We start from the raw sequence: 21434 nt of genomic DNA on the forward strand, positions 1-21434 counted from the left end.
CGCGAACCCGGCGGAAAAACAGCGGACCCCGCAAGGCAAGCCGCAGACCAAGCAGTCGGGCAATACGCAGGGCAAGAAGCCGAAGCCCGACCGCAACGCGGACAGGCCCGCATCGAAATATCCGGTCAATCTGCTCGACACGCCGTTTCCGATGCGCGGCGACCTGCCCCGCCGCGAGCCGCTGTGGGTCAAGGAATGGCAGGAACGCAAGATCTACCAGAAGATCCGCGCCGCCAGCGCCGGCCGGCCGAAATTCGTGCTGCACGACGGCCCGCCCTATGCGAACGGCGCCATCCACCTCGGACACGCGGTCAACAAGATCCTCAAGGACATGATCGTCAAGGCGCGCACGCTCGCGGGTTTCGACGCCGCCTACGTGCCCGGCTGGGACTGCCACGGCATGCCCATCGAGATCCAGATCGAGAAGCAGTTCGGCAAGAACCTGCCGATCGCCGAGATGCAGCGCCGTGCCCGCGAGTACGCGGCCGGCCAGATCGAAAGCCAGAAGGCGGATTTCGAACGGCTCGGCGTGCTGGGCGACTGGGACAACCCGTACAAGACGATGAATTTCGCGAACGAGGCCGGCGAGCTGCGGGCCCTCGCGCGCATCCTCGAGAAGGGCTATGTCTATCGCGGCCTGAAGCCGGTCAACTGGTGCTTCGATTGCGGCTCGGCGCTGGCCGAGGCGGAAGTCGAGTACAAGGACCGCACCGACCCGGCGATCGACGTCGGCTTCCCGTTCGCGGAGCCGGAAAAACTCGCGCAGGCGTTCGGCCTGGACGCGCTGCCCGCCAATACCGGTGGCCATGCGGGCCAGAGCGGCCAGATCGTCATCTGGACGACGACGCCCTGGACGATCCCGTCGAACCAGGCGCTGAACCTGCACCCGGAGATCGAATACGCGCTGGTCAGCACGCCAGCCGGCCTGCTGATCTTCGCCACCGAGCGGGTCGCGCCGTCGCTGAAGCAGTACGGTCTGGCGGCCCTGGGCGAAGGCAGCGAGATCGTGGCCGTCACCACCGGCGAGAAACTGTCGGGCATCCGTTTCCACCATCCGCTGGCCGCGGTCGACGCGGGCTATGCGCGGACCTCGCCCGTCTACCTGGGCGACTACGTCACGCTGGACGCGGGCACGGGCGTCGTTCACTCGGCACCGGCCTACGGCATCGAGGACTTCCTGTCGTGCAAGGCGCATGGCATGCAGGACGACGACATCATCGGCCCGGTGATGGGCGACGGTCACTTCGCCACCAGCCTGCCGCTGTTCGGCGGCCTGACGATCTGGGAAGCCGGCCCGAAGATCATCGAGACGCTGCGCGCCGCCGGCACGCTGTGGCACGACGAAGCGCACGTGCACAGTTATATGCACTGCTGGCGCCACAAGACGCCGATCATCTACCGCGCGACATCGCAGTGGTTCGCCGGCATGGACCGCACGCCCGCCGACGGCGGCGCGTCGCTGCGCGAGACGGCGCTGGCCGGCGTCGAGGCCACGCAATTCTTTCCCGCATGGGGCAAGCAGCGGCTGTTCAACATGATCGCGAACCGTCCGGACTGGACGCTGTCGCGCCAGCGCCAATGGGGCGTGCCGATGGCCTTCTTCGTGCACAAGGAGACGGGCGAGCTGCATCCGCGCTCGGTCGAACTGCTCGAACAGGTCGCCGATCGGGTCGCGGAGCAGGGTATCGAGGCCTGGCAGAAGCTGGACCCGGCCGAGCTGCTCGGCGCCGACGCCGCGCACTACGAGAAGAACCGCGACACGCTCGACGTCTGGTTCGATTCCGGCACGACGCACTGGCACGTCCTGCGCGGCTCGCACAAGGACACGCTCGCCTATCCGGCCGACCTGTATCTCGAAGGCTCGGACCAGCATCGCGGCTGGTTCCATTCGTCGCTGCTCAGCGGCGCGATGCTGGATGGCCGGGCGCCGTACAAGGCCCTGCTCACGCACGGGTTCACGGTGGACGGCGAAGGCCGCAAGATGTCGAAGTCGGTCGGCAACACGATCGTCCCGCAGGAAGTGTCGGACAAGCTCGGCGCCGAAATCATCCGGCTGTGGGTCGCGTCGACCGACTATTCGGGCGAACTGTCGATCTCCGACGAAATCCTCAAGCGCGTGGTCGAGGGCTACCGGCGCATCCGCAACACGCTGCGTTTCCTGCTGGCGAACCTTTCCGATTTCGACGCCGGCACCGATGCGCTGCCGCCCGAACAGTGGCTGGAGATCGACCGTTACGCGGTCGCGCGCACCGCGGCGCTGCAGGCGCAGGTGCTGGCCCACTACGAACGCTACGAGTTCCACCCGGTGGTCGCCGCGATCCAGACCTTCTGCTCGGAAGACCTGGGCGGCTTCTATCTGGACGTGCTGAAGGACCGCCTGTACACGATGGCGCCGACATCGCCCGCCCGCCGCGGTGCGCAGACCGCGCTCTGGCATATCGCGAACGGTTTGCTGGCATTGATGTCGCCCTTCGCGTCGTTCACCGCCGAGGAAGCCTGGCGGGTGCTGCACCCGCGCAGCGAGACGATCTTCACCGGGCTGTTCCACGCCTATCCGGAGATCGCCGACGCCGCCGCGCTGCTCGACAAATGGCAGTTGCTGCGCGACGTGCGCGGCGAGGTCACGAAGGCACTCGAGGAAGCCCGCACCGACAACCGCATCGGCTCGTCATTGCAGGCCGACGTGCTGCTGCGGGCGGCGGGCGCGCGTTTCGACGCGCTGTCGAGCCTGGGCGACGATCTCAAGTTCGTGCTGATCACCTCGCAGGCCGTCGTCGAACGCGTGGCGGACGAGGCTTCGCAGGCCGTGACGATCCAGACGTCGAACGCGCCCAAATGCGAACGATGCTGGCATCATCGCAGCGACGTCGGCATCGATCCCGCACATCCGACGCTGTGCGGGCGATGCTTCAGCAATCTCTTCGGCGCGGGTGAAAACAGGAGCGCAGCGTAATGGCCGTCAAATCCAACGTTTCGGGCCCGGCCGGGCGCACCGGCGGTTCGCCAGGCGGCGCGGCGCGCGCCGGCTCCCTGCTGCCCTGGCTGGGCATCGCCGTGATCGCGATCCTGCTCGACCAGTTGAGCAAGGTCGCGATCCTGCATACCTTCGGCTACGGCGAGGGGCGTGTCGTCACGGGGTTCTTCAATCTCGTGCTGGTGTACAACCCCGGCGCCGCCTTCAGCTTCCTGGCGGCCGCGGGCGGCTGGCAGCGTTGGCTCTTCACGGCGCTGGGCATCGTCGCGGCGCTCGTGATCTGCTACCTGCTGAAACGGCACAGCGCGCAGAAACTGTTCGCCACCGCGCTGTCGCTGATCATGGGCGGCGCGATCGGCAACGTCGTCGACCGCGTACTCTACGGCCATGTGATCGATTTCCTCGATTTCCATGTGCACCACTGGCACTGGCCGGCCTTCAATCTCGCCGACAGCGCCATCTGCGTCGGCGCCGTGCTGCTGGTGTTCGACGAATTGCGGCGCGTTCGCGGCAGCCGTTGAGCGAGACGTCCGACAAGGCCGATATGAACCCTCCTCTTCCGCGCGACGCCGGCGCCCTGGCCGGCCGTCACCTGGTGCTGGGCCTCACGGGCGGCATCGCGTGCTACAAGACCGCGGAACTGGCACGGCTGCTGGTCAAGGCCGGCGCCACGGTCCAGGTCGCGATGACGGCCGCGGCGGCCCGTTTCATCACGCCGTTGACGATGCAGGCATTGACCGGCCGCCCGGTGCAGCTCGACGAATGGGCGGAACAGGACGGCAACGGCATGGCGCATATCGATTTGTCGCGCCGCGCCGATGCGATCGTGATCGCGCCGGCCTCGGCGGATTTCCTCGCCCGTCTGGCGCATGGCCATGCGGACGACTTGCTCGCGACGCTGTGCATCGCCCGGGACTGCCCGTTGAGCGTCGTGCCGGCGATGAACCGGCAGATGTGGTCGAACCCCGCGACCCAGCGCAATGTCGCGCAATTGCGCGCCGACGGCGTAACGGTGCTCGGCCCCGCGGCCGGCGAGCAGGCCTGCGGCGAGGTCGGCGAGGGCCGCATGCTCGAACCCCGGCAGATTTGCGATGCGCTGGTGGCGTCGTTCCAGCCGCAACGGCTTGCCGGCCGGCGCGTCGTCATCACGGCGGGCCCCACGTTCGAACCGATCGACCCGGTGCGCGGCATCACCAACCGGTCGAGCGGCAAGATGGGCTATGCCATCGCGCGCGCGGCCGCCGAGGCCGGCGCGCGCGTCGACCTGATCAGCGGTCCGACCGCGCTCCCGGTACCCTGGGGCGTGACGCGCACCGATGTCGAAACCGCCGCGCAGATGCGCGCCGCCGTCCTCGCCGCCGTGCACGGCGCGAACCTTTTCGTGGCGGTGGCCGCGGTCGCGGACTGGCGCCCTGCCGTGCCCCACGCCGAGAAGATCAAACGCCGCACGAACGGGCCGCCGGCGATCGACTTTACCGAGAATCCGGACATCCTCGCGGAGGTCGCGGCGCTGCCCGGTGGTCCCTATTGCGTGGGCTTTGCCGCGGAAACGCAGCACCTGGAGGCGCATGCCCAGGCCAAACGCCGGTCGAAGAACGTCCCGCTCATCGTCGGCAATCTGGGGCACCTGACCTTCGGCAAAGACGACAACGAGATCGTGCTGTTCGATGCCGCCGGAGCGCATCCCCTGCCGGCGGGCGACAAGCTGACGCTCGCGCGCGTGCTGGTCGCGGAAATCGCGCGACGGCTCGACGCATCCTCTTCCGCTTCTTCCGTACCGTTTTCCCATGAAGCTTGAAATCAAAATCCTCGATGCCCGGGCACAGCCGCCCGCCTACGCCACCTCCGGCAGCGCCGGGCTCGACCTGCGCGCCTGTCTCGATGCGCCGCTGACGATCGCGGCCGGGCAAACCGTCCTGGTACCCACCGGCCTCGCGATCCACCTCGCCGACCCCGGCTATGCGGCGATGATCCTGCCGCGCTCCGGACTGGGGCACAAACACGGCATCGTGCTCGGCAATCTGGTCGGACTGATCGATTCGGACTATCAGGGGCAATTGATGATCTCTACCTGGAACCGTGGCCAGGAGGCATTCGTGCTGCAACCGTTCGAGCGGCTCGCGCAATTGGTGATCGTGCCGGTCATGCAGGCGCAGTTCGCGATCGTCGACGAATTCGCCGCCAGCGAGCGCGGCGTCGGGGGATTCGGCAGCACCGGCCGCGGCTGATGATGTCCACGGTACTGGCCACGCGGGGATAGCGCGCCGCGTCGTCCCGCAACGCCGCAACGCCGCAACGCCGCAACGCATGAAAAAAGCCCCTTCACGCTCAAGACGTGAAGGGGCTTGCGGCGGTCGTCGACATCCTTCCCGCGCCGGCCTCGGCCGACGCGGGACCAACTCACTCGATTTCGACCGTCTCCGGGCTCGGATTGCGCGGCGCGCCGCTGTCGTCGAACGTCAACTGCACCTTGTCGTGCTCGTCGACATCGACGCTAACGCGTCCGCCATTGGCCAGCTTGCCGAACAGCAGCTCGTCCGCCAGCGCGCGCCGGATCGTGTCCTGAATCAGACGCTGCATCGGCCGCGCGCCCATCAGCGGATCGAAACCGTGCTTGCCGAGGAACTTGCGCAGCGCGTCGCTGAACTGCACGTCGACCTTCTTCTCGTGCAGCTGATCTTCCAGCTGCATCAGGAACTTGTCGACCACGCGCAGGATGATCTCCTCGTCCAGCGCACGGAAGCTGATGATCGCGTCCAGCCGGTTGCGGAACTCCGGCGTGAACATCCGCTTGATGTCGGCCAGTTCGTCACCCGTCTCGCGGCGGTTCGTGAAGCCCATCGACGACTTCTGCATCGCCTCGGCGCCCGCGTTCGTCGTCATGATGATGATGACGTTGCGGAAATCCGCCTTGCGACCGTTGTTGTCCGTCAGCGTGCCGTGGTCCATCACCTGCAGCAGCACGTTGTAGATGTCCGGATGCGCCTTCTCGATTTCGTCGAGCAGCAGCACGCAGTGCGGCTTTTTCGTGACGGCCTCCGTCAGCAGGCCGCCCTGATCGAACCCCACATAACCCGGAGGCGCGCCGATCAAGCGGCTAACAGCATGCCGCTCCATGTACTCGGACATGTCGAAGCGGATCAGTTCGATCCCCAGCGTGAAGGCGAGTTGCTTCGCCACCTCGGTCTTGCCCACGCCCGTCGGGCCCGAGAACAGGAAGGAGCCGATAGGCTTGTCGGTCTTGCCCAGGCCGGCACGCGCCATCTTGATCGCCGCCGACAACGCGTCGATCGCGGGTTCCTGACCGAACACCACCGCCCGCAGATCGCGGTCCAGCGTCTGCAGCTTGCTGCGGTCGTCCTGCGACACGCTCTGTGGCGGAACGCGGGCGACCTTCGAGATGATGTCCTCGATCTCCGACTTGCCGATCGTGCGCTTCTGCTTCGACTTCGGCAGGATGCGTTGTGCCGCGCCGGCCTCGTCGATCACGTCGATCGCCTTGTCCGGCAGATGCCGGTCGGTGATGAAACGCGCCGACAGCTCCGCCGCCGCCGACAGCGCACCCGACGAATACTTGACGCCGTGATGCTCTTCGAAGCGCGATTTCAGCCCGCGCAGGATCGCCACCGTCTGCTCGACGGTGGGCTCCGGCACGTCGATCTTCTGGAAGCGCCGCGACAACGCCGCGTCCTTTTCGAAGATGCCCCGGTATTCGGTGAACGTGGTGGCGCCGATGCATTTCAGCTGGCCGGAAGACAGCGCCGGCTTCAGCAGGTTCGATGCATCCAGCGTGCCGCCCGATGCCGCGCCGGCACCGATCAGCGTGTGGATCTCGTCGATGAACAGCACCGCGTGCGGGCGGTCCTTCAACTCCTTGAGAACCGTCTTCAGGCGCTGCTCGAAATCGCCCCGATACTTGGTGCCGGCCAGCAGCGCGCCCATGTCCAGCGAATAGACGATCGCGTCCGCGAGGATGTCCGGGACTTCGCCGCGCGTGATCCGCCAGGCAAGACCCTCGGCGATCGCCGTCTTGCCGACCCCGGCCTCGCCCACCAGCAGGGGATTGTTCTTGCGCCGGCGACACAGTACCTGCACGACGCGCTCCACCTCGGCCTCACGGCCGATGAGCGGGTCGATCCGGCCGTCTTTCGCCGACTGGTTCAGGTTCTGCGTGAACTGCGCGAGCGGCGTCTCCTTCTGGGCATTGCCCTCCTCGGATTCGACGCTCGCGTCCGCCGCCTTCGCCTGCTCGCCGGTACCTGCCTTGGCGATGCCGTGCGAGATGAAATTCACCACGTCCAGGCGCGTGACGCCCTGCTGTTGCAGGTAGTACACCGCATGCGAGTCCTTTTCGCCGAAGATCGCGACCAGCACGTTCGCGCCGGTGACTTCCTTCTTGCCGTTGGACGTCGACTGGACGTGCATGATCGCGCGCTGGATCACGCGCTGGAAGCCGAGCGTCGGCTGGGTATCGACATCGTCGGTACCGGGGACGGTCGGCGTGTTGTCATGGATGAAATTGCGGAGGTTCTGCCGCAAGTCATCGATGTTCGCCGCGCAGGCGCGCAGCACTTCCGCTGCCGTCGGATTGTCGAGCAGCGCAAGCAGAAGATGTTCGACCGTGATGAATTCATGGCGCGCCTGACGCGCTTCCATGAACGCCATATGCAGACTGACTTCCAGTTCCTGGGCAATCATGCTTCCTCCATCACGCATTGCAGGGGATGCCCCGCCTGCCGTGCATGTGTAACAACTTGCTCAACCTTGGTCGCCGCGACATCTCGCGAAAAGACCCCACAAATTCCCCTGCCATCGCGGTGCACCTTCAGCATGATCTGCGACGCAGTTTCCCTATCCTTGTTGAAATATTGCTGAATGACCATGATCACGAACTCCATCGGCGTGAAATCGTCGTTCAACAAAACGACTTTGAACATGGACGGCGGCTTTAGCTTCTGCTCCTGCCGCTCGAGAACGGTGCCGCCTTGCTTGTTCGGGATGATCGCCATACGTCCATTCTAAACATCTTGCGTCGCCCCGCCACCCAGACCGGATAGTGGCAGGATCGTTTCTCGGACCCGCTTCAAGGGTCTTTCGAAATGGCGGGACGACACCAGGGATCAACGGTCGGCAGGCTGCGTCGGCCACGTGGGACCCAGTATCGCACACCTGCCGCATGTTTTCGGGAGGGGATTCTGTCCCCTATCTGGGGCACAGTATCACCGTTTTCAAGACGTCTTGCTGCGCGTCCACAATACCCTGCCCAGCATAAGGAATTTGGCCGTCGTTACCGTGCGTCAACACTCCCAGTGTGCGCTAAAAATCGCTTGACAGACGAATAAAGAGCACCAAAAATCGAAATGGCATTTTCTCGAAAACGAAATTTCGGCGTATGCACCGAGGGCGACGGCCGGCGATCGAAGCGCACCGCCAGCGTCGCGGGGCTCGGCTGATCGGCGCGCGGCATTGATGCAGAGGGGAAGCGGGATGGCGACAGGGACGGTGAAGTGGTTCAACGACGCGAAGGGGTTCGGCTTCATCACCCCGGATGAAGGGGGCGAGGACCTGTTTGCGCACTTTTCGGCGATCCAGATGAACGGGTTCAAGACGTTGAAGGAAGGCCAGAAGGTCACTTTCGACGTGGTGCAGGGTCCGAAGGGAAAACAGGCGTCGAACATCCAGGAAGGTGGCTGAACGGCGGGCAGCCGAAGTCGCGAACGAGAACCGCATGCCCCGTTCGCGGCGACCGTCAGCCGGCGCACGTCCCCGCCGCCCTTACATGTTGGCGATCAGCGCACGACCGAACCCCGAGCAGCTCACCTGTTCCGCGCCCTGCATCAAGCGTGCGAAATCGTAGGTGACGGTTTTCTGGAGGATGGTCTTCTGCATCGTCGCGATGATCGCATCGGCCGCCTCGGTCCAGCCGATATGGCGCAGCATCATCTCCGCCGACAGGATTTCCGACCCCGGGTTGACGTAGTCCTTGCCCGCGTATTTCGGTGCGGTACCATGCGTGGCCTCGAAAATCGCGATCGTGTCGGACAGATTCGCCCCGGGCGCGATGCCCACGCCGCCCACCTGCGCGGCGAGCGCGTCGGACGCGTAGTCGCCGTTCAGGTTCAGCGTGGCGATCACGTCGTACTCGACCGGTCGCAGCAGGGTGCGCTCCAGGAACGCATCGGCGATCGAATCCTTGACGATGATCGCGCCGCCGTGGACGGGATGCCGGATGCTGACCCAGGGACCGCCATCGATCAGTTCGCCGCCGAATTCCGCGCGGGCCAGCGCATAGCCCCAATCGCGAAACGCGCCTTCGGTGAACTTCATGATGTTGCCCTTGTGCACGAGCGTCACCGACTTGCGGTCGTGATCGATCGCGTACTGGATGGCCTTGCGCACCAGTCTTTCGGTGCCTTCACGGGACACGGGCTTGATGCCGATCGACGAGGTGTCCGGGAAACGAATCTGCGTGACGCCCATCTCCTCGCGCAGAAAACGGATCATTTTTTCCGCTTCCGGCGTCCCGGCCGCCCACTCGATGCCCGCGTAGATGTCCTCCGAATTTTCCCGAAACACCACCATGTCGGTTTTTTCCGGCTCGCGCATCGGCGACGGGACCCCCTTGAAGTACTGCACCGGCCGCAGGCAGACATACAGGTCGAGCTGTTGCCGCAGCGCCACATTCAACGACCGAATGCCGGTGCCGATCGGGGTCGTCAGCGGCCCTTTGATGGCGACCAGATACTCGCGCAGCGCCTGCACGGTTTCGTCCGGAAGCCACACGCCCGGCCCGTAAACCCGTGTGGCTTTTTCGCCCGCGAAGATTTCCATCCAGTGGATCCGGCGTTCGCCCCGATAGGAATTCGCCACCGCCGCGTCGACCACCGCCATCATGACCGGCGTGATGTCCGCGCCGATGCCATCCCCTTCTATATAGGGGATGATCGGCTGATCCGAAACCTCGAGCGAATGATCCTCGCGCGCGGTGATCGGCTGGCCGTTCTCGGGAACCTTGATGTGCTGGTACGACATGAGGCGACTCCAATAGTGGATTGCGGGCCGGACCGCCCTTGTTTTCATGCTATTTTACGCGCCCATTGCGTTTGACACGGGCAGCGGCCGCGGCGACATCTTCACGCACCGCCGCGACGCCCGTTCGCTTGCGCGTCTCCTCTCGATATCATGCCCCTGATTGCGCTCAACAAGCCTTACGGCACGATCTGCCAGTTCTCGCCGCATGAGACGCGTCCGACGCTCGCCAGCCACATCGCGGTCCCGGGTGTCTACGCGGCGGGCCGGCTCGACGTCGACAGCGAGGGTCTGCTGCTCCTCACCGACGATGGCGCGTTGCAGGCGCGCATCGCGGAACCGCGCCGCAAGCTGGTGAAACGGTATTGGGCGCAGGTCGACGGCCTGCCCTCCGATGCGGCGCTCGCCCGCCTGGCCACCGGCGTCGATCTTGGCGATTTCACCACGGCCCCGGCCACCGTCACCCGGCTGGAAACGCCCGCCGGCCTGTGGGACCGCGATCCGCCGATCCGGTACCGTGCGGCGATTCCCGCGCCTTGGCTAGAGATCGCGATTCACGAGGGCAAGAACCGTCAGGTACGGCGAATGACCGCGGCCATCGGCCATCCGACGCTGCGTCTCGTGCGGGTGGGCATCGGCGCGCTCGACCTGTTCGCCATGGGGCTGCGACCGGGAGAATCTACCGTACTACCGGCGACGGCGCCCTGGGGCGAGCTGTCCGAACCGCGTGCGACGCCGCGTGGCACGCCCCGCGCGAATCGGGCTCGCAGGAAATAAGGGAGAAATTTCCGTTCCGGCTGTCAACCAAACGCACGCTGTCCCGTTTATCGCTATGACAGGCCGCAAAACGCGGCTGTCGCCACCAAATCGATAGATCGAGGAAGACATGAACAAATTGATCGCTGCGCTGATCGCCGGCCTGTTCGCAACTGCTGCGTTCGCTCAAGCTCCGGCTTCCGACGCAGCCAGCACCCCGGCTGCCGCATCGTCGACGAAGACGGTGAAGAAGCACACGACGCACAAGGCCAAGTCGGCCAAGAAGGCATCGGCTGTGGAAGCCGCATCGGCTGCGCAATAAGCGTCGTCGGCAAGCGAACTACGAGCTGTACAGTTGCACCGGCCGCAGTGACGGCCGTTGACGAGCGGATACGAATGCGTGTCCGCTTTTTTTTTGAGCGCGTCGCCGGGCGTGCAGTAAGATGAAGCCGCCCCCCATCAGCCGGAGACCGGTCTTGAATGTTCTGCATGTCCCTGCCGCCAGCGGCGCCTCGCGCGTCAATCTCGATGCCGGCGTTCGCGCCGATCGGTCCCCCTCTTCGCGGCGCCCGCTCCTGCGCGCCCTGCGCCGCGCCGCCGCGGTGACGTTCGCTGCCCTCGCGCTGGGCGGCAGCATGGCGGCGCTCGCGCAACCGCTGGGTCCGGCGGATCGCCCGATCAAACAGCCGGGCGAGTTCCCCACCGTGCAGTTGAGCGTCGGGCTGAATCTGATCCATGCGGAAGTCGCCGCCAACGACGCCGACCGCGAGCAGGGTCTGATGTACCGTAAATCGCTGGCGCCGAACTCCGGCATGCTGTTCGTGTTCGACGAGCGCGCCGGCCATTGCTTCTGGATGAAGAACACGCTCATTCCCCTGTCGATCGCCTTCATGGGCGACGACGGCACGATCAGCGACATCGACGAGATGGCCGCGGAAACCGAGAACAACCACTGCCCGACCCGTGCCGGCCGCTACGCGCTGGAAATGGAGCAGGGCTGGTTCACGAAGCACGGCATCCGCCCCGGCATGCAGATCAAGGGCCTGAGCGGCGGCCAATGACGCCCGCGGCGCGTCCCGCCTTCGTGCTCCGCTGAACTGCGGTACAGTGGATTTTTCGACAGGTTGGAGATACGCCGTGGCCCGCAAGACTCCCATCGAGCGCTACCGCAACATCGGCATCAGCGCGCACATCGACGCCGGCAAGACGACGACCACCGAGCGCATCCTGTTCTACACCGGCGTCAACCACAAGATCGGCGAAGTGCACGAAGGCGCGGCGACGATGGACTGGATGGAGCAGGAACAGGAGCGCGGCATCACCATCACGTCGGCGGCCACCACCACCTTCTGGAAGGGGATGGCGGGAAATTATCCCGAACACCGCATCAACATCATCGATACGCCGGGACACGTCGATTTCACGATCGAGGTCGAGCGTTCGATGCGCGTCCTCGACGGCGCCTGCATGGTGTACGACTCGGTCGGCGGGGTGCAGCCGCAGTCCGAGACCGTCTGGCGCCAGGCCAACAAATATCACGTGCCGCGCCTTGCCTTCGTCAACAAGATGGACCGGGTGGGCGCGGATTTCTTCCGCGTGCATCAGCAGATCATCGACCGCCTGAAGGGCACGCCGGTGCCCATCCAGATTCCGGTAGGCGCCGAGGACCATTTCCAGGGTGTCGTCGATCTGGTCAAGATGAAGGCGATCATCTGGGACGACGCGTCGCAGGGCGTGAAATTCACCTACGGCGACATTCCGGCCGAATTGCAGGACCTCGCCGACGAATGGCGCGAGAAGATGATCGAGGCGGCAGCCGAGGCCGACGAGACGCTGCTCGACAAGTATCTGGGCGGCGAGGCGCTGAGCGAGGCCGAAATCATGCAGGGCCTGCGCACGCGCACCATCGCGGGCGAGATCATGCCGATGCTGTGCGGCAGCGCGTTCAAGAACAAGGGCGTGCAGGCGATGCTCGACGCGGTGCTCGACTACATGCCGTCGCCGGTCGACGTGCCGCCGGTCACGGGCGTGCTTGAAAACGATCAACCGGCCGAACGCCGCGCGGCCGACGACGAGAAATTCTCGGCGCTCGCCTTCAAGATCATGACCGACCCTTTCGTCGGCCAGTTGATCTTCTTCCGGGTCTATTCGGGCTGGGTCAAGTCGGGCGACTCGGTCTACAACTCGGTCAAGGAAAAGAAGGAGCGCCTGGGCCGCATTCTGCTGATGCACGCCAACGAGCGCGAGGAAATCAAGGAAGTGTTCGCCGGCGACATCGCCGCGGCGGTGGGTCTGAAGGAAGCAACCACCGGCGACACGCTGTGCGACCCGGACGCCGTCATCATCCTGGAAAGGATGATCTTCCCCGAACCGGTGATCTCGCAGGCGGTCGAGCCGAAGACCAAGGCCGACCAGGAAAAGATGGGCATCGCGCTGAACCGCCTGGCGCAGGAAGATCCGTCGTTTCGCGTCGCGTCGGACGAAGAGTCGGGCCAGACGATCATTTCCGGGATGGGCGAACTGCATCTCGAAATCCTGGTCGACCGGATGCGGCGCGAGTTCAACGTCGAGGCGACGGTCGGCAAGCCGCAGGTCGCCTATCGCGAAACGATTCGGGCGGTCGCCGACGATGTCGAGGGCAAGTTCGTCAAGCAGTCGGGCGGCCGCGGCCAGTACGGGCATGTCGTCATCAAGGTCGAGCCGTCCGAACAGGGCAAGGGCTATGAGTTCGTCGACGCGGTGAAGGGCGGCGTGGTGCCGCGCGAGTACATTCCGGCGGTCGACAAGGGCATCCAGGAAACGCTGAAGGCCGGCGTGCTGGCCGGCTATCCGGTCGTGGACGTCAAGGTCACGCTGTTCTTCGGCTCGTACCATGACGTCGACTCGAACGAGAACGCGTTCCGCATGGCCGGTTCGATGGCGTTCAAGGAAGGCATGCGCCGCGCCAAACCCGTGCTGCTCGAACCGTCGATGGCCGTCGAGGTCGAGACGCCCGAGGAATTCATGGGCAACGTGATGGGCGACCTGTCCTCGCGCCGCGGCATCGTCCAGGGCATGGAGGATATCGCGGGCGGCGGCGGCAAGGTGGTGCGGGCCGAAGTACCGCTTGCGGAGATGTTCGGCTACTCGACATCGCTGCGCTCGCTGAGCCAGGGCCGGGCAACCTACTCGATGGAGTTCAAGCACTACTCCGAAGCGCCGAAGAACGTCGCCGACGCGATCATCAACGCGAAAACGAAATGACCCGGAAACCCCCGCGGCGGCGGTGCGGACCGGCGGCGCGCCGATGAAGCCGGATGGCACCGTGCGGCACGGGCTCGAACAGGCCTTGCTGCACGATGCGCTCGACGCGTGGCGCGCGGGGCGCGTGGACCGTCGTACCGCGCTGCGCTATGCGGCCGCGACGGGCCTGTCCGGGCTCGCCGCCGCCATCGTCGCGTCACCGACGCATGCCGCGGCCAGCGCGGTCGATACGGGAGAGGCCGCGCGCGCCCGCCCCGCGCCCCGCCCCGGCGCGACGATCCGCGTCGCCAACCTGACGCCGACGAGCGCCATCGACCCCGTCACCGCGTCGGATTCCGCATCGATCTGCCTGCTGTCGCAGACCTGCGAATTCCTGATCGACGACGATGGCGATACCCTCACCCTGCGTCCGGCCCTGGCGCTCGCCTGGTTTCCCGATGCCACCGCGCGGGTATGGACGTTCCAGCTGCGGCGCAACGTACGCTTTCACGACGGGCAGACGATGACCGCGGCGGACGTCGTCGCCAGCTTCGATCGCCTCACCGACACGGTGCGGGGATCCGCCGCGCTGTCCGTGTTCAATGGCGTGTTGTCCCAGGGTGGAACGCGTGCGCTCGACGACCATACGGTCGCGTTCCACCTGGATGCGCCGAACGGCAATTTCCCGTATTACGTCTCGTCCGACAATTACAACGCCGCGATCCTGCCGGCGCGCCTCGCCCGGGCGGACCCGCAGGCCGCACGCTACGAGCAGAGCTTCATCGGCACCGGCCCGTTTCGGCTCGAACATTTCACGCCACGCGTGGGCGCATCCTTCGTGCGCAATCCTGCTTACTGGGGCGCGCCGGCGCTGCCGGAGCGCGTTGTCTTCGGCTTCTACGCCGACCAACAGTCGCAAATTCTCGCGCTACAGGGCGACGACGCCGACATCGTCGTCAACTTCGCGATCCAGGGCGGCCGCGCCCTGCTCGATCACCCGCGCTACAAGGTACAGGCGGTGCGCTCCAGTTCGCATCGTCAGGTGCACATGCGCTGCGACGCCGGCCCGTTCGCGGACAAGCGCGTGCGCCAGGCGCTGGCGCTGTCGATCGACCGCGCGGCGATCGTCGAGGGCATCTTCCTGGACCGGGCGCAGCGCGGCAACGACAGCCCTTTCGCACCCGTATTCCCGACATCGCCCGCCACGCTGCCGCAGCGCGACATCGATCCGCCCGGTGCGCGTGCCCGGCTTGCCGCGGCAGTGCCCGGCCAACGGCCGCGCGCAACCCTGGTGACCGAGAAATTCATGGAGATGCCCGACTACGCGGTATTGCTGCAGAACGCCGCGCAGTCGGCGGGCATCGACCTGCGCCTGCGCATCGAGAGCCAGTCCGCCTATTACGGCGCCGCCGTGCGCGGTCAGTCCGACTGGCTCGATTCGACGATCGGCATCACCGACTACGGTCACCGCGGCGTGCCGAACGTCTTCCTGAACGCCACCTTGTCGAGCCAGGGTGCATGGAACGCCGCGCGCTTTCGCAATCCCCGCTACGACGCGCTGCTGGCGCGTTATGGCGCAGCGCTCGCCTTGTCGGAGCAACAGATGCTGGCCACGGAAATCGGCCGGTTGCTTCTCGACGAAACCCCGATCATCGTCGCATATTTCTTCGATGCCATGCTGGCGCTGCGGGCCGATCTGCAAGGGGTCCGCTTCACCGCCATCACCCAGCTGCTGCTGGCGGGCGCGGGGTGGGCCGCGCCGGGAGAACGCCATGCGCGCGGGTGAGGTGTCTGCGGACCGTTTCCGGCCGGCACGGCGCGTCGGGCGCGTCTGGCGCGCGGCCGGCCGTCGCGCCGCGCTGCGCGTGGGCGGCGCCTTGCTGACGCTGTGGCTGCTGTCGATGATGGTCTTCGCCGCCGGCCAGTGGCTGCCCGGCAACGTCGGCCGCGCCGTGCTGGGGCCGCTGGCCGACCCGCGCGCGGTGGCCGCGATGAATCACCAGCTGGGCGTCGACCGGCCGTTGCTGCAACAGTACGGCGCATGGCTGGCGCGCCTGCTGCACGGCGACCTGGGCCAGTCCACGTCCTATCGGGCGCCGGTGGCGTCCTACCTGTTCGACGCCCTCGCGCATTCGGCGCGTCTCGGCCTGCTCGCCTTCGCGCTGGTAGTGCCGTTGGGCATCGCCGGCGGCGTCTGGGCAGCGATGCGCCAGGGCCGCTGGGCCGACCGGCTGCTGACCCTGCTCGGGCTCGCGGCCACCGTGGTTCCGGAATTCATTTCGTCGATCGCGCTGATCCTGATCTTCGGCGTAGGCCTGCACTGGCTGCCGGTCTCGGCGGGCGTGCCGCCCGGCACGTCGCTGCCGGAGCAGCTGCGCCATCTGCTCATGCCGGCGCTGCCGCTGGTCATGGTGTACTTCGGCTATATCGCGCGGATCGCCCGCGCCGGCACGCTCGAGGCGCTGGCCGCGGACTACACGCGCACGGCGGTGCTCAAGGGCCTGCCGATGCGTACCGTGATCCTGCGCCATGTCCTGCGCAATGCCCTGCTGCCGACGGTCACGGTGGCGACGACGCAGCTCGGCTATCTGATCGGCGGGCTGGTGGTGGTCGAAACCATCTTTCATTACCAGGGGATCGGCAGCCTGATTTTCCAGGCGGCACAGGCGCGCGATTTTCCGATGCTCGAAGCCGGCGTGCTGGCAATCGGCCTCGTCTACATCTGCGCCAACCTGCTCGCGGATGCCCTGCACCGCTGGTTCAATCCCCGTCTGCGGGAGCCTGGCCGATGAGCGCCGCCGCCCCCCGGTCCCGCGGCACCTGGCGCCGCCACGTGCGGCAGCGCCTCGCCGGCCCGCCCCGCGCCGCGCTGGTCGCGGGCGGGACCATCGTGACGTTCTGGATCGTCTGCGCGTTGTGGGCGCCCGTCCTGGTCCCCTACGACCCGTTCGCGACGCATCCGCTCCAGGCGCTGCTGGCGCCCTCGGTACACCACTGGTTCGGCACCGACCAGCTGGGTCGCGACGTTTTCTCGCGGGTGCTGACCGGCGCGCGCGACGTGCTCTCGGTCGCGCCGCTCGCGACCCTGCTCGGCGCGCTGGGCGGCACGGCCATCGGTTTGCTCGGGGGCTATCTCGGCGGCTGGATCGATCAGGTGATCGGCCGGATCCTCGACGCGCTGCTGGCCTTGCCGCTGGTCATCGTCGCCTTGCTGGCGCTGGCCGCGCTCGGCGGCAGCGATCTGACCATGATCCTCGTGATCGGCGCGACCTTCGCGCCCTTGACCGCGCGTACCGTGCGCGCCGCTGTCCTCTCCGAGCGCCACCTCGACTATGTCGGCGCGGCGCAGGCGCGCGGCGAATCCACCCTGCGCATCCTGTACGCGGAAATCCTGCCGAACGTGGCGACGCCGATCGTCGTCGAGGCCGCCGTGCGGCTGGGCTACGCGATCTTTACCGTCGCGACGCTGTCCTTTCTGGGTTTCGGCACGCAGCCGCCTTCCGCCGACTGGGGCCTGACGCTGTCCGAGAACTACACCCTGCTCGCCGGCGGCGCCTGGTGGACGGTGGCGTTCAGCGCCGCCGCCACGGCCTCGCTGGTCATCGGCGTGAATCTGGTCGCCGACGCACTGCAACGCACGGTGACCCGATGAGCGTTTCCCCGCCTGTTCCGTCTTTTCCAGCCCCGACCGGCCGCGACGCCGCGCTGTGTTTCGACGCGGTGACGGTGAGCTATCGCGTCCGCGGCGCGACGCGCGACGTTCTACACGCGCTGTCGCTGCGTATCGCTCCCGGCGAGGCGTATGGGCTGGTGGGAGAATCGGGCTGCGGCAAATCGACGGTCGCGCTGGCGGCGGTGCGCTACCTGCCCGCGGGCGGACGGCAAACCGGCGGTCGCATCCGGATCGCCGGTCAGGCGCTCGACACGCTCGATGCCGCCGCGCTGCGGCGCCTGCGCGCCCATACGGTATCGATGGTCTACCAGGACGCCGCGCGCGCGTTGAATCCTTCGCTACGCATCGGCGTCCAGCTGCGCGAGGCGTTCGCGGCCGCGGACGATGCGCACGCCGCCGACACCCGCGCCGCGGCGATGCTCCGGCGGGTGCGCTTCGACGATCCGGCGCGGGTGCTGGCGTGTTACCCGCATCAGCTTTCGGGCGGCATGCAACAGCGCGTGGTCATCGCGATGGCACTCGCCACGCAGCCCGCCCTGCTGATCCTCGACGAACCGACAACCGGTCTCGATGCCACGGTCGCGGCCGACATTCTCGATCTGCTGCGCGAGATCCGCCGCGAGCAGGCGATCGCGATGCTGTTCATCAGCCACGACCTGGCCGTGATCGAGGCGATGTGCGACCGGGTAGGCGTGCTGTACGCCGGCGAGCTGGTGGAGGAAGGGACCGTGGCCGCCGTCCTGCACGGGCCTCGCCATCCGTACACCGTGGGACTGCTGCGCTGCCTGCCGCATGGCCGGCGCCGGGACGGGCAGCCGCTCGAGACGATTCCGGGCGCGCTGCCCCCCATCGGCACCCGCCCGGCCGCCTGTATCTTCGCCGACCGCTGCACCCTCGCGCGAGCGCGCTGCCGGAGCGACGCCCCGCCGCCGTACCGGGTCGACCGGACCGGAGACGCGACCTCGCACGGCATCGCGGCCGACGCCGGGTCCGCGCCGTCCGACGCGCCCGAACACACCAGCCGCTGCCACTACCACGCCGAAGCCGCGGCGCTGCCGCCGATAGCGGCGTCGGCACCGCTTGCCCCTTCGCACCCGGCGTCCGCCGCGCCGGACGTCGGGCGCGCGGCGTCCCCCGCCCTGCGCGTTACCGACCTGAGCAAGACCTTCGACACACGGGACGGCTCCTTCACCGCGGTCGAACGCCTCTCGTTCGATTTATGGCCGGGTGAAACGCTCGGACTCATCGGCGAATCGGGCAGCGGGAAATCGACGCTCGCGCGCCTGCTGCTCGGCCTCGAAAGCCCCGACGCCGGCGGCGACATCGCCATCGACGGCGAACGCGTCGCGTCGCGCGTGACGCAGCGCAGCGCGCGGCAGATCCGTGCGTTACAAGTGATTTTTCAGAATCCCGACAGCGCGCTCAATCGTGCCTGGACCGTGCGCCGCCTGGTCGCACGCGCGATCCGTGCACTCGAACCGGCGCGCCCATGGCACGGGTGGCGGCGCGCCGATGCCCTGGCGCGCCGTGCCGCGCGGCAGCGGACGCTGACCGCGTTGCTCGCCGCGGTGCGCCTGCCGGCGGACGTTCTCGACGCCCGCAGCGCGGCACTCTCCGGCGGACTCAAGCAACGCGTCGCGATCGCGCGCGCCTTCGCCGGGGAGCCGCGCGTGGTCATCTGCGACGAACCGACCTCGGCGCTCGACGTCTCCGTGCAGGCCGCGATCCTCAATCTGCTGACCGCCCTGCAACGCCAGCGCGCCGTGAGCCTGCTGTTCATCTCGCACGACCTGGACGTGATCCGCTATCTCGCCGACCGGATCGCGGTACTGTATCGCGGTCGCCTGATCGAAATCGGCCCGCTCGACGACGTGCTGGCCGGCCCGCGGCACCCCTACACCGCGCAACTGCTGGCCGCGCACCGGCGCGGCGGCGGAAACCCGGGCAGCGCGGCGGGTGCCCCGGTCCTCGCGCAGGATTCGCGCGCAGCGGCTGAAGCAACTGAAGCAGTTGTAGCGGCTGTAGCGGCTGTAGCGGTCGCGCCGCCCGCCGCGCCGGAAGCACCCGCCGCGGCGCATCGCCGGATGGATGGACCGGGATGCGCGTTCGAGCCGTCCTGCCCGTTATCGCTCGGCGCGCGCTGCCGCGACGTCGCCCCGCCGCTGGCCGACCTGACGCCCGGACATCAGCTTGCCTGTCATCTGCCGGTGGCGGAATTGCCAGGCGCCACCTCATGACGGCGGCGCGTTTTCCCGCCCACTGATCCGTTTTCCTTCACGCTTCACGGGCAGGCATAGCACCTGTTTTCCTGCCTGACGATCAGCGCAGTCTGAACTTTTCCACATCGACGTTTCCTGTTGCAAAAACAGGACGGACAATCGATACGTTGTACGAAACGATATCGATTGCCAAAACAATTTTGCTATCTTCGCTACAGCTTTTCGCAAAGCCGATCCGCGCTTCGGACACACCGTCGCCGGGCACTTTCTCATCGAATGGAGGATTACTCATGAAGAAATCATTGCTGATGACCGCCGTGCTGTGCGCGTTTGCCGGCGCATCCCATGCGCAGAGCAACGTGACGCTGTACGGCGTGCTCGATCAGAGCATCGGCTGGCAGAACAACGCCGGCGGAAAATCGCTGATCAATACGTCCAGCGGCGCGATGCAGGGCAGCCGTTGGGGTCTGCGTGGCACGGAAGATCTCGGTGGCGGCCTGAAAGCGATCTTCGTGCTCGAAAACGGTTTCGACCTGGGCAATGGCGAGTCACTGCAAGGGGGCAGGATGTTCGGCCGTCAGGCTTTCGTCGGCCTGTCCAGCAACGATTTCGGGACGCTCACGCTGGGCCGCCAATACGACGCGCTCGTCGATTTCGTCGCACCGCTGACGATCGCTTCGCGCGGCGCCGGCGGCATCGGCGCGCATTATATCGACTTCGACAACCTCGACAATTCGCACCGCGCCAACAACGCGATCAAGTACACCAGCGCGAATTACGGCGGCTTCTCTTTCGGCGGCACCGTCAGCCCCGGCGGCATCGCCGGCAAGCCGGGCAAGAACCTGGTCTGGTCGCTGGGCGCGAACTACGCGAACGGGCCGCTCGTGGTCGCGGCAGGGTATCTCCGATCGAAAGACCCGGCGTTTTCGGTCATTCCTCGCATCACGAAGAATGTTTTCAACCTGACCGGCGACGCCACCCTGGTCGACATGCCTGGCTTGCATAGCAACTACCGCGTCGCCGCGGGCGGCGCCTCCTATACCTTCGGACCAGCCAGGATCGGCGCCGTGTACAGCGATGCCCGACAGGACACCACCCTCGCCCCGCTGGAAATGAGCCAGCGCGCGAAGACCGCGGAGGTCAATTTCGGCTATCAGCTGACGCCTTCGTTGAGCACGGGTCTGGGGTATGGCTATACGGCGTTGAGAGTGCTCGACAAGACCCGCAAATACCATCAGGTTTCCGCCGGCACCAGCTATGCGCTGTCCAAGCGCACCGACGTGTATCTGATCGCCGCCCTGCAAAAGGCCAGCGGCGACGCCGCCCGTGCTGCGCTGAACGGTCTCGCCCCGTCCTCGACGGACAAGCAGGTTTCGGCGCGCGTCGGCATTCGCCACAAGTTCTGATCCAATAATTCAGGAAAACGAACGATCTTTTTCCGTGCCGTCACGGGGAAAGATCGTCCACTGGATCCATCGGACATTTTCAGCGCTTCCCTAAGCGAATTACCCTGCCGCGTCGACCTTTCCTGACGAAGCAAAAACGCGCGAAACGCACCTCT

The 21434-nt window shown here is 66.5% G+C and carries 18 protein-coding genes; 14 read left to right on the forward strand and 4 right to left on the reverse strand.

What is annotated here, in order from left to right; translation table 11 throughout:
- Positions 1 to 151: 151 nt before the first annotated feature.
- From ileS to dut, 4 genes are read left to right on the forward strand one after another with little or no spacing between them, the layout of a single operon-like run.
- Complete coding sequence (ileS, locus tag OVY01_RS16500; RefSeq protein ID WP_267848869.1) at positions 152 to 2953, forward strand: isoleucine--tRNA ligase; 2802 nt, start codon at positions 152 to 154, stop codon at positions 2951 to 2953.
- Positions 2953 to 3495 carry a signal peptidase II gene (lspA, locus tag OVY01_RS16505; RefSeq protein ID WP_267848664.1) on the forward strand — a complete coding sequence of 181 codons (543 nt, stop codon included), beginning with the start codon at positions 2953 to 2955 and terminating at the stop codon, positions 3493 to 3495. The genes ileS and lspA overlap by 1 nt, the downstream gene beginning before the upstream one ends.
- A 23-nt stretch (positions 3496 to 3518) precedes the next feature.
- Entirely contained in the window at positions 3519 to 4772 is a 1254-nt protein-coding gene (coaBC, locus tag OVY01_RS16510) for a bifunctional phosphopantothenoylcysteine decarboxylase/phosphopantothenate--cysteine ligase CoaBC (protein WP_267848665.1), read from the forward strand.
- On the forward strand, positions 4762 to 5202 hold the full coding sequence (gene dut / locus OVY01_RS16515) for a dUTP diphosphatase (RefSeq protein WP_267848666.1): 441 nt from the start codon (positions 4762 to 4764) through the stop codon (positions 5200 to 5202). Before coaBC ends, dut begins: the two co-directional genes overlap by 11 nt.
- Positions 5203 to 5374: 172 nt before the next feature.
- Here the strand turns inward: dut and clpA are convergent, their stop codons facing one another.
- Positions 5375 to 7672: an ATP-dependent Clp protease ATP-binding subunit ClpA gene (gene clpA, locus OVY01_RS16520; protein WP_267848667.1), complete on the reverse strand. Its 2298-nt coding sequence runs from the start codon at positions 7670 to 7672 to the stop codon at positions 5375 to 5377.
- Positions 7669 to 7983 (reverse strand): ATP-dependent Clp protease adapter ClpS, encoded by a 315-nt coding sequence (gene clpS, locus OVY01_RS16525; RefSeq protein WP_267848668.1) that lies wholly within the window; start codon positions 7981 to 7983, stop codon positions 7669 to 7671. Before clpS ends, clpA begins: the two co-directional genes overlap by 4 nt.
- Positions 7984 to 8461: 478 nt before the next feature.
- Between clpS and OVY01_RS16530 the strand changes: the two genes are divergently transcribed.
- Positions 8462 to 8668, forward strand: a complete 207-nt coding sequence (locus OVY01_RS16530) for a cold-shock protein (RefSeq protein WP_267848669.1) — start codon at positions 8462 to 8464, stop codon at positions 8666 to 8668.
- A gap of 81 nt (positions 8669 to 8749) precedes the next feature.
- Here the strand turns inward: OVY01_RS16530 and icd are convergent, their stop codons facing one another.
- Entirely contained in the window at positions 8750 to 10006 is a 1257-nt protein-coding gene (gene icd, locus OVY01_RS16535; protein WP_267848670.1) for an NADP-dependent isocitrate dehydrogenase, read from the reverse strand.
- Between the two features lie 150 nt (positions 10007 to 10156).
- On the opposite strand from icd, the gene OVY01_RS16540 reads away from it, so the two are divergent.
- From OVY01_RS16540 to OVY01_RS16575, 8 genes are all read left to right on the forward strand, one after another.
- The gene (locus OVY01_RS16540) at positions 10157 to 10780 is read left to right on the forward strand and encodes a pseudouridine synthase (protein ID WP_267848671.1); all 624 of its coding nucleotides are present in this window, start codon (positions 10157 to 10159) and stop codon (positions 10778 to 10780) included.
- 109 nt (positions 10781 to 10889) lie between these two features.
- Positions 10890 to 11081, forward strand: a complete 192-nt coding sequence (locus OVY01_RS16545; RefSeq protein WP_267848672.1) for a hypothetical protein — start codon at positions 10890 to 10892, stop codon at positions 11079 to 11081.
- A 154-nt stretch (positions 11082 to 11235) separates the two neighbouring features.
- Positions 11236 to 11820, forward strand: a complete 585-nt coding sequence (locus OVY01_RS16550) for a DUF192 domain-containing protein (protein ID WP_432422267.1) — start codon at positions 11236 to 11238, stop codon at positions 11818 to 11820.
- Between the two features lie 76 nt (positions 11821 to 11896).
- The gene (gene fusA / locus OVY01_RS16555; RefSeq protein ID WP_267848673.1) at positions 11897 to 14002 is read left to right on the forward strand and encodes an elongation factor G; all 2106 of its coding nucleotides are present in this window, start codon (positions 11897 to 11899) and stop codon (positions 14000 to 14002) included.
- Between the two features lie 43 nt (positions 14003 to 14045).
- Positions 14046 to 15767 carry an ABC transporter substrate-binding protein gene (locus OVY01_RS16560; RefSeq protein WP_267848674.1) on the forward strand — a complete coding sequence of 574 codons (1722 nt, stop codon included), beginning with the start codon at positions 14046 to 14048 and terminating at the stop codon, positions 15765 to 15767.
- Positions 15754 to 16773 (forward strand): ABC transporter permease, encoded by a 1020-nt coding sequence (locus OVY01_RS16565; RefSeq protein WP_267848675.1) that lies wholly within the window; start codon positions 15754 to 15756, stop codon positions 16771 to 16773. The genes OVY01_RS16560 and OVY01_RS16565 overlap by 14 nt, the downstream gene beginning before the upstream one ends.
- Entirely contained in the window at positions 16770 to 17633 is an 864-nt protein-coding gene (locus tag OVY01_RS16570; protein WP_267848676.1) for an ABC transporter permease, read from the forward strand. Before OVY01_RS16565 ends, OVY01_RS16570 begins: the two co-directional genes overlap by 4 nt.
- A complete protein-coding gene (locus OVY01_RS16575) occupies positions 17630 to 19891 on the forward strand; it encodes an oligopeptide/dipeptide ABC transporter ATP-binding protein (protein ID WP_267848677.1) in 2262 nt (753 codons plus the stop codon). The genes OVY01_RS16570 and OVY01_RS16575 overlap by 4 nt, the downstream gene beginning before the upstream one ends.
- 82 nt (positions 19892 to 19973) lie before the next feature.
- Here the strand turns inward: OVY01_RS16575 and OVY01_RS16580 are convergent, their stop codons facing one another.
- Entirely contained in the window at positions 19974 to 20165 is a 192-nt protein-coding gene (locus OVY01_RS16580; protein ID WP_267848678.1) for a hypothetical protein, read from the reverse strand.
- Here OVY01_RS16580 and OVY01_RS16585 point away from each other — a divergent pair.
- Complete coding sequence (locus OVY01_RS16585; protein WP_267848679.1) at positions 20164 to 21279, forward strand: porin; 1116 nt, start codon at positions 20164 to 20166, stop codon at positions 21277 to 21279. The genes OVY01_RS16580 and OVY01_RS16585 overlap by 2 nt on opposite strands.
- Positions 21280 to 21434 lie beyond the last annotated feature (155 nt).

Origin of the sequence: Robbsia betulipollinis (assembly GCF_026624755.1) — a bacterium.
GTDB lineage: Bacteria > Pseudomonadota > Gammaproteobacteria > Burkholderiales > Burkholderiaceae > Robbsia > Robbsia betulipollinis.

Coding starts and splice junctions, on each gene's coding strand:
- ileS (WP_267848869.1), top strand. CDS start 152: ATGCGCGGCGACCTGCCCCGCCGCGAGCCGCTGTGGGTCAAGGAATGG.
- lspA (WP_267848664.1), top strand. CDS start 2,953: ATGGCCGTCAAATCCAACGTTTCGGGCCCGGCCGGGCGCACCGGCGGT.
- coaBC (WP_267848665.1), top strand. CDS start 3,519: ATGAACCCTCCTCTTCCGCGCGACGCCGGCGCCCTGGCCGGCCGTCAC.
- dut (WP_267848666.1), top strand. CDS start 4,762: ATGAAGCTTGAAATCAAAATCCTCGATGCCCGGGCACAGCCGCCCGCC.
- clpA (WP_267848667.1), bottom strand. CDS start 7,672: ATGATTGCCCAGGAACTGGAAGTCAGTCTGCATATGGCGTTCATGGAA.
- clpS (WP_267848668.1), bottom strand. CDS start 7,983: ATGGCGATCATCCCGAACAAGCAAGGCGGCACCGTTCTCGAGCGGCAG.
- OVY01_RS16530 (WP_267848669.1), top strand. CDS start 8,462: ATGGCGACAGGGACGGTGAAGTGGTTCAACGACGCGAAGGGGTTCGGC.
- icd (WP_267848670.1), bottom strand. CDS start 10,006: ATGTCGTACCAGCACATCAAGGTTCCCGAGAACGGCCAGCCGATCACC.
- OVY01_RS16540 (WP_267848671.1), top strand. CDS start 10,157: ATGCCCCTGATTGCGCTCAACAAGCCTTACGGCACGATCTGCCAGTTC.
- OVY01_RS16545 (WP_267848672.1), top strand. CDS start 10,890: ATGAACAAATTGATCGCTGCGCTGATCGCCGGCCTGTTCGCAACTGCT.
- OVY01_RS16560 (WP_267848674.1), top strand. CDS start 14,046: ATGAAGCCGGATGGCACCGTGCGGCACGGGCTCGAACAGGCCTTGCTG.
- OVY01_RS16565 (WP_267848675.1), top strand. CDS start 15,754: ATGCGCGCGGGTGAGGTGTCTGCGGACCGTTTCCGGCCGGCACGGCGC.
- OVY01_RS16570 (WP_267848676.1), top strand. CDS start 16,770: ATGAGCGCCGCCGCCCCCCGGTCCCGCGGCACCTGGCGCCGCCACGTG.
- OVY01_RS16575 (WP_267848677.1), top strand. CDS start 17,630: ATGAGCGTTTCCCCGCCTGTTCCGTCTTTTCCAGCCCCGACCGGCCGC.
- OVY01_RS16585 (WP_267848679.1), top strand. CDS start 20,164: ATGAAGAAATCATTGCTGATGACCGCCGTGCTGTGCGCGTTTGCCGGC.
- OVY01_RS16580 (WP_267848678.1), bottom strand. CDS start 20,165: ATGAGTAATCCTCCATTCGATGAGAAAGTGCCCGGCGACGGTGTGTCC.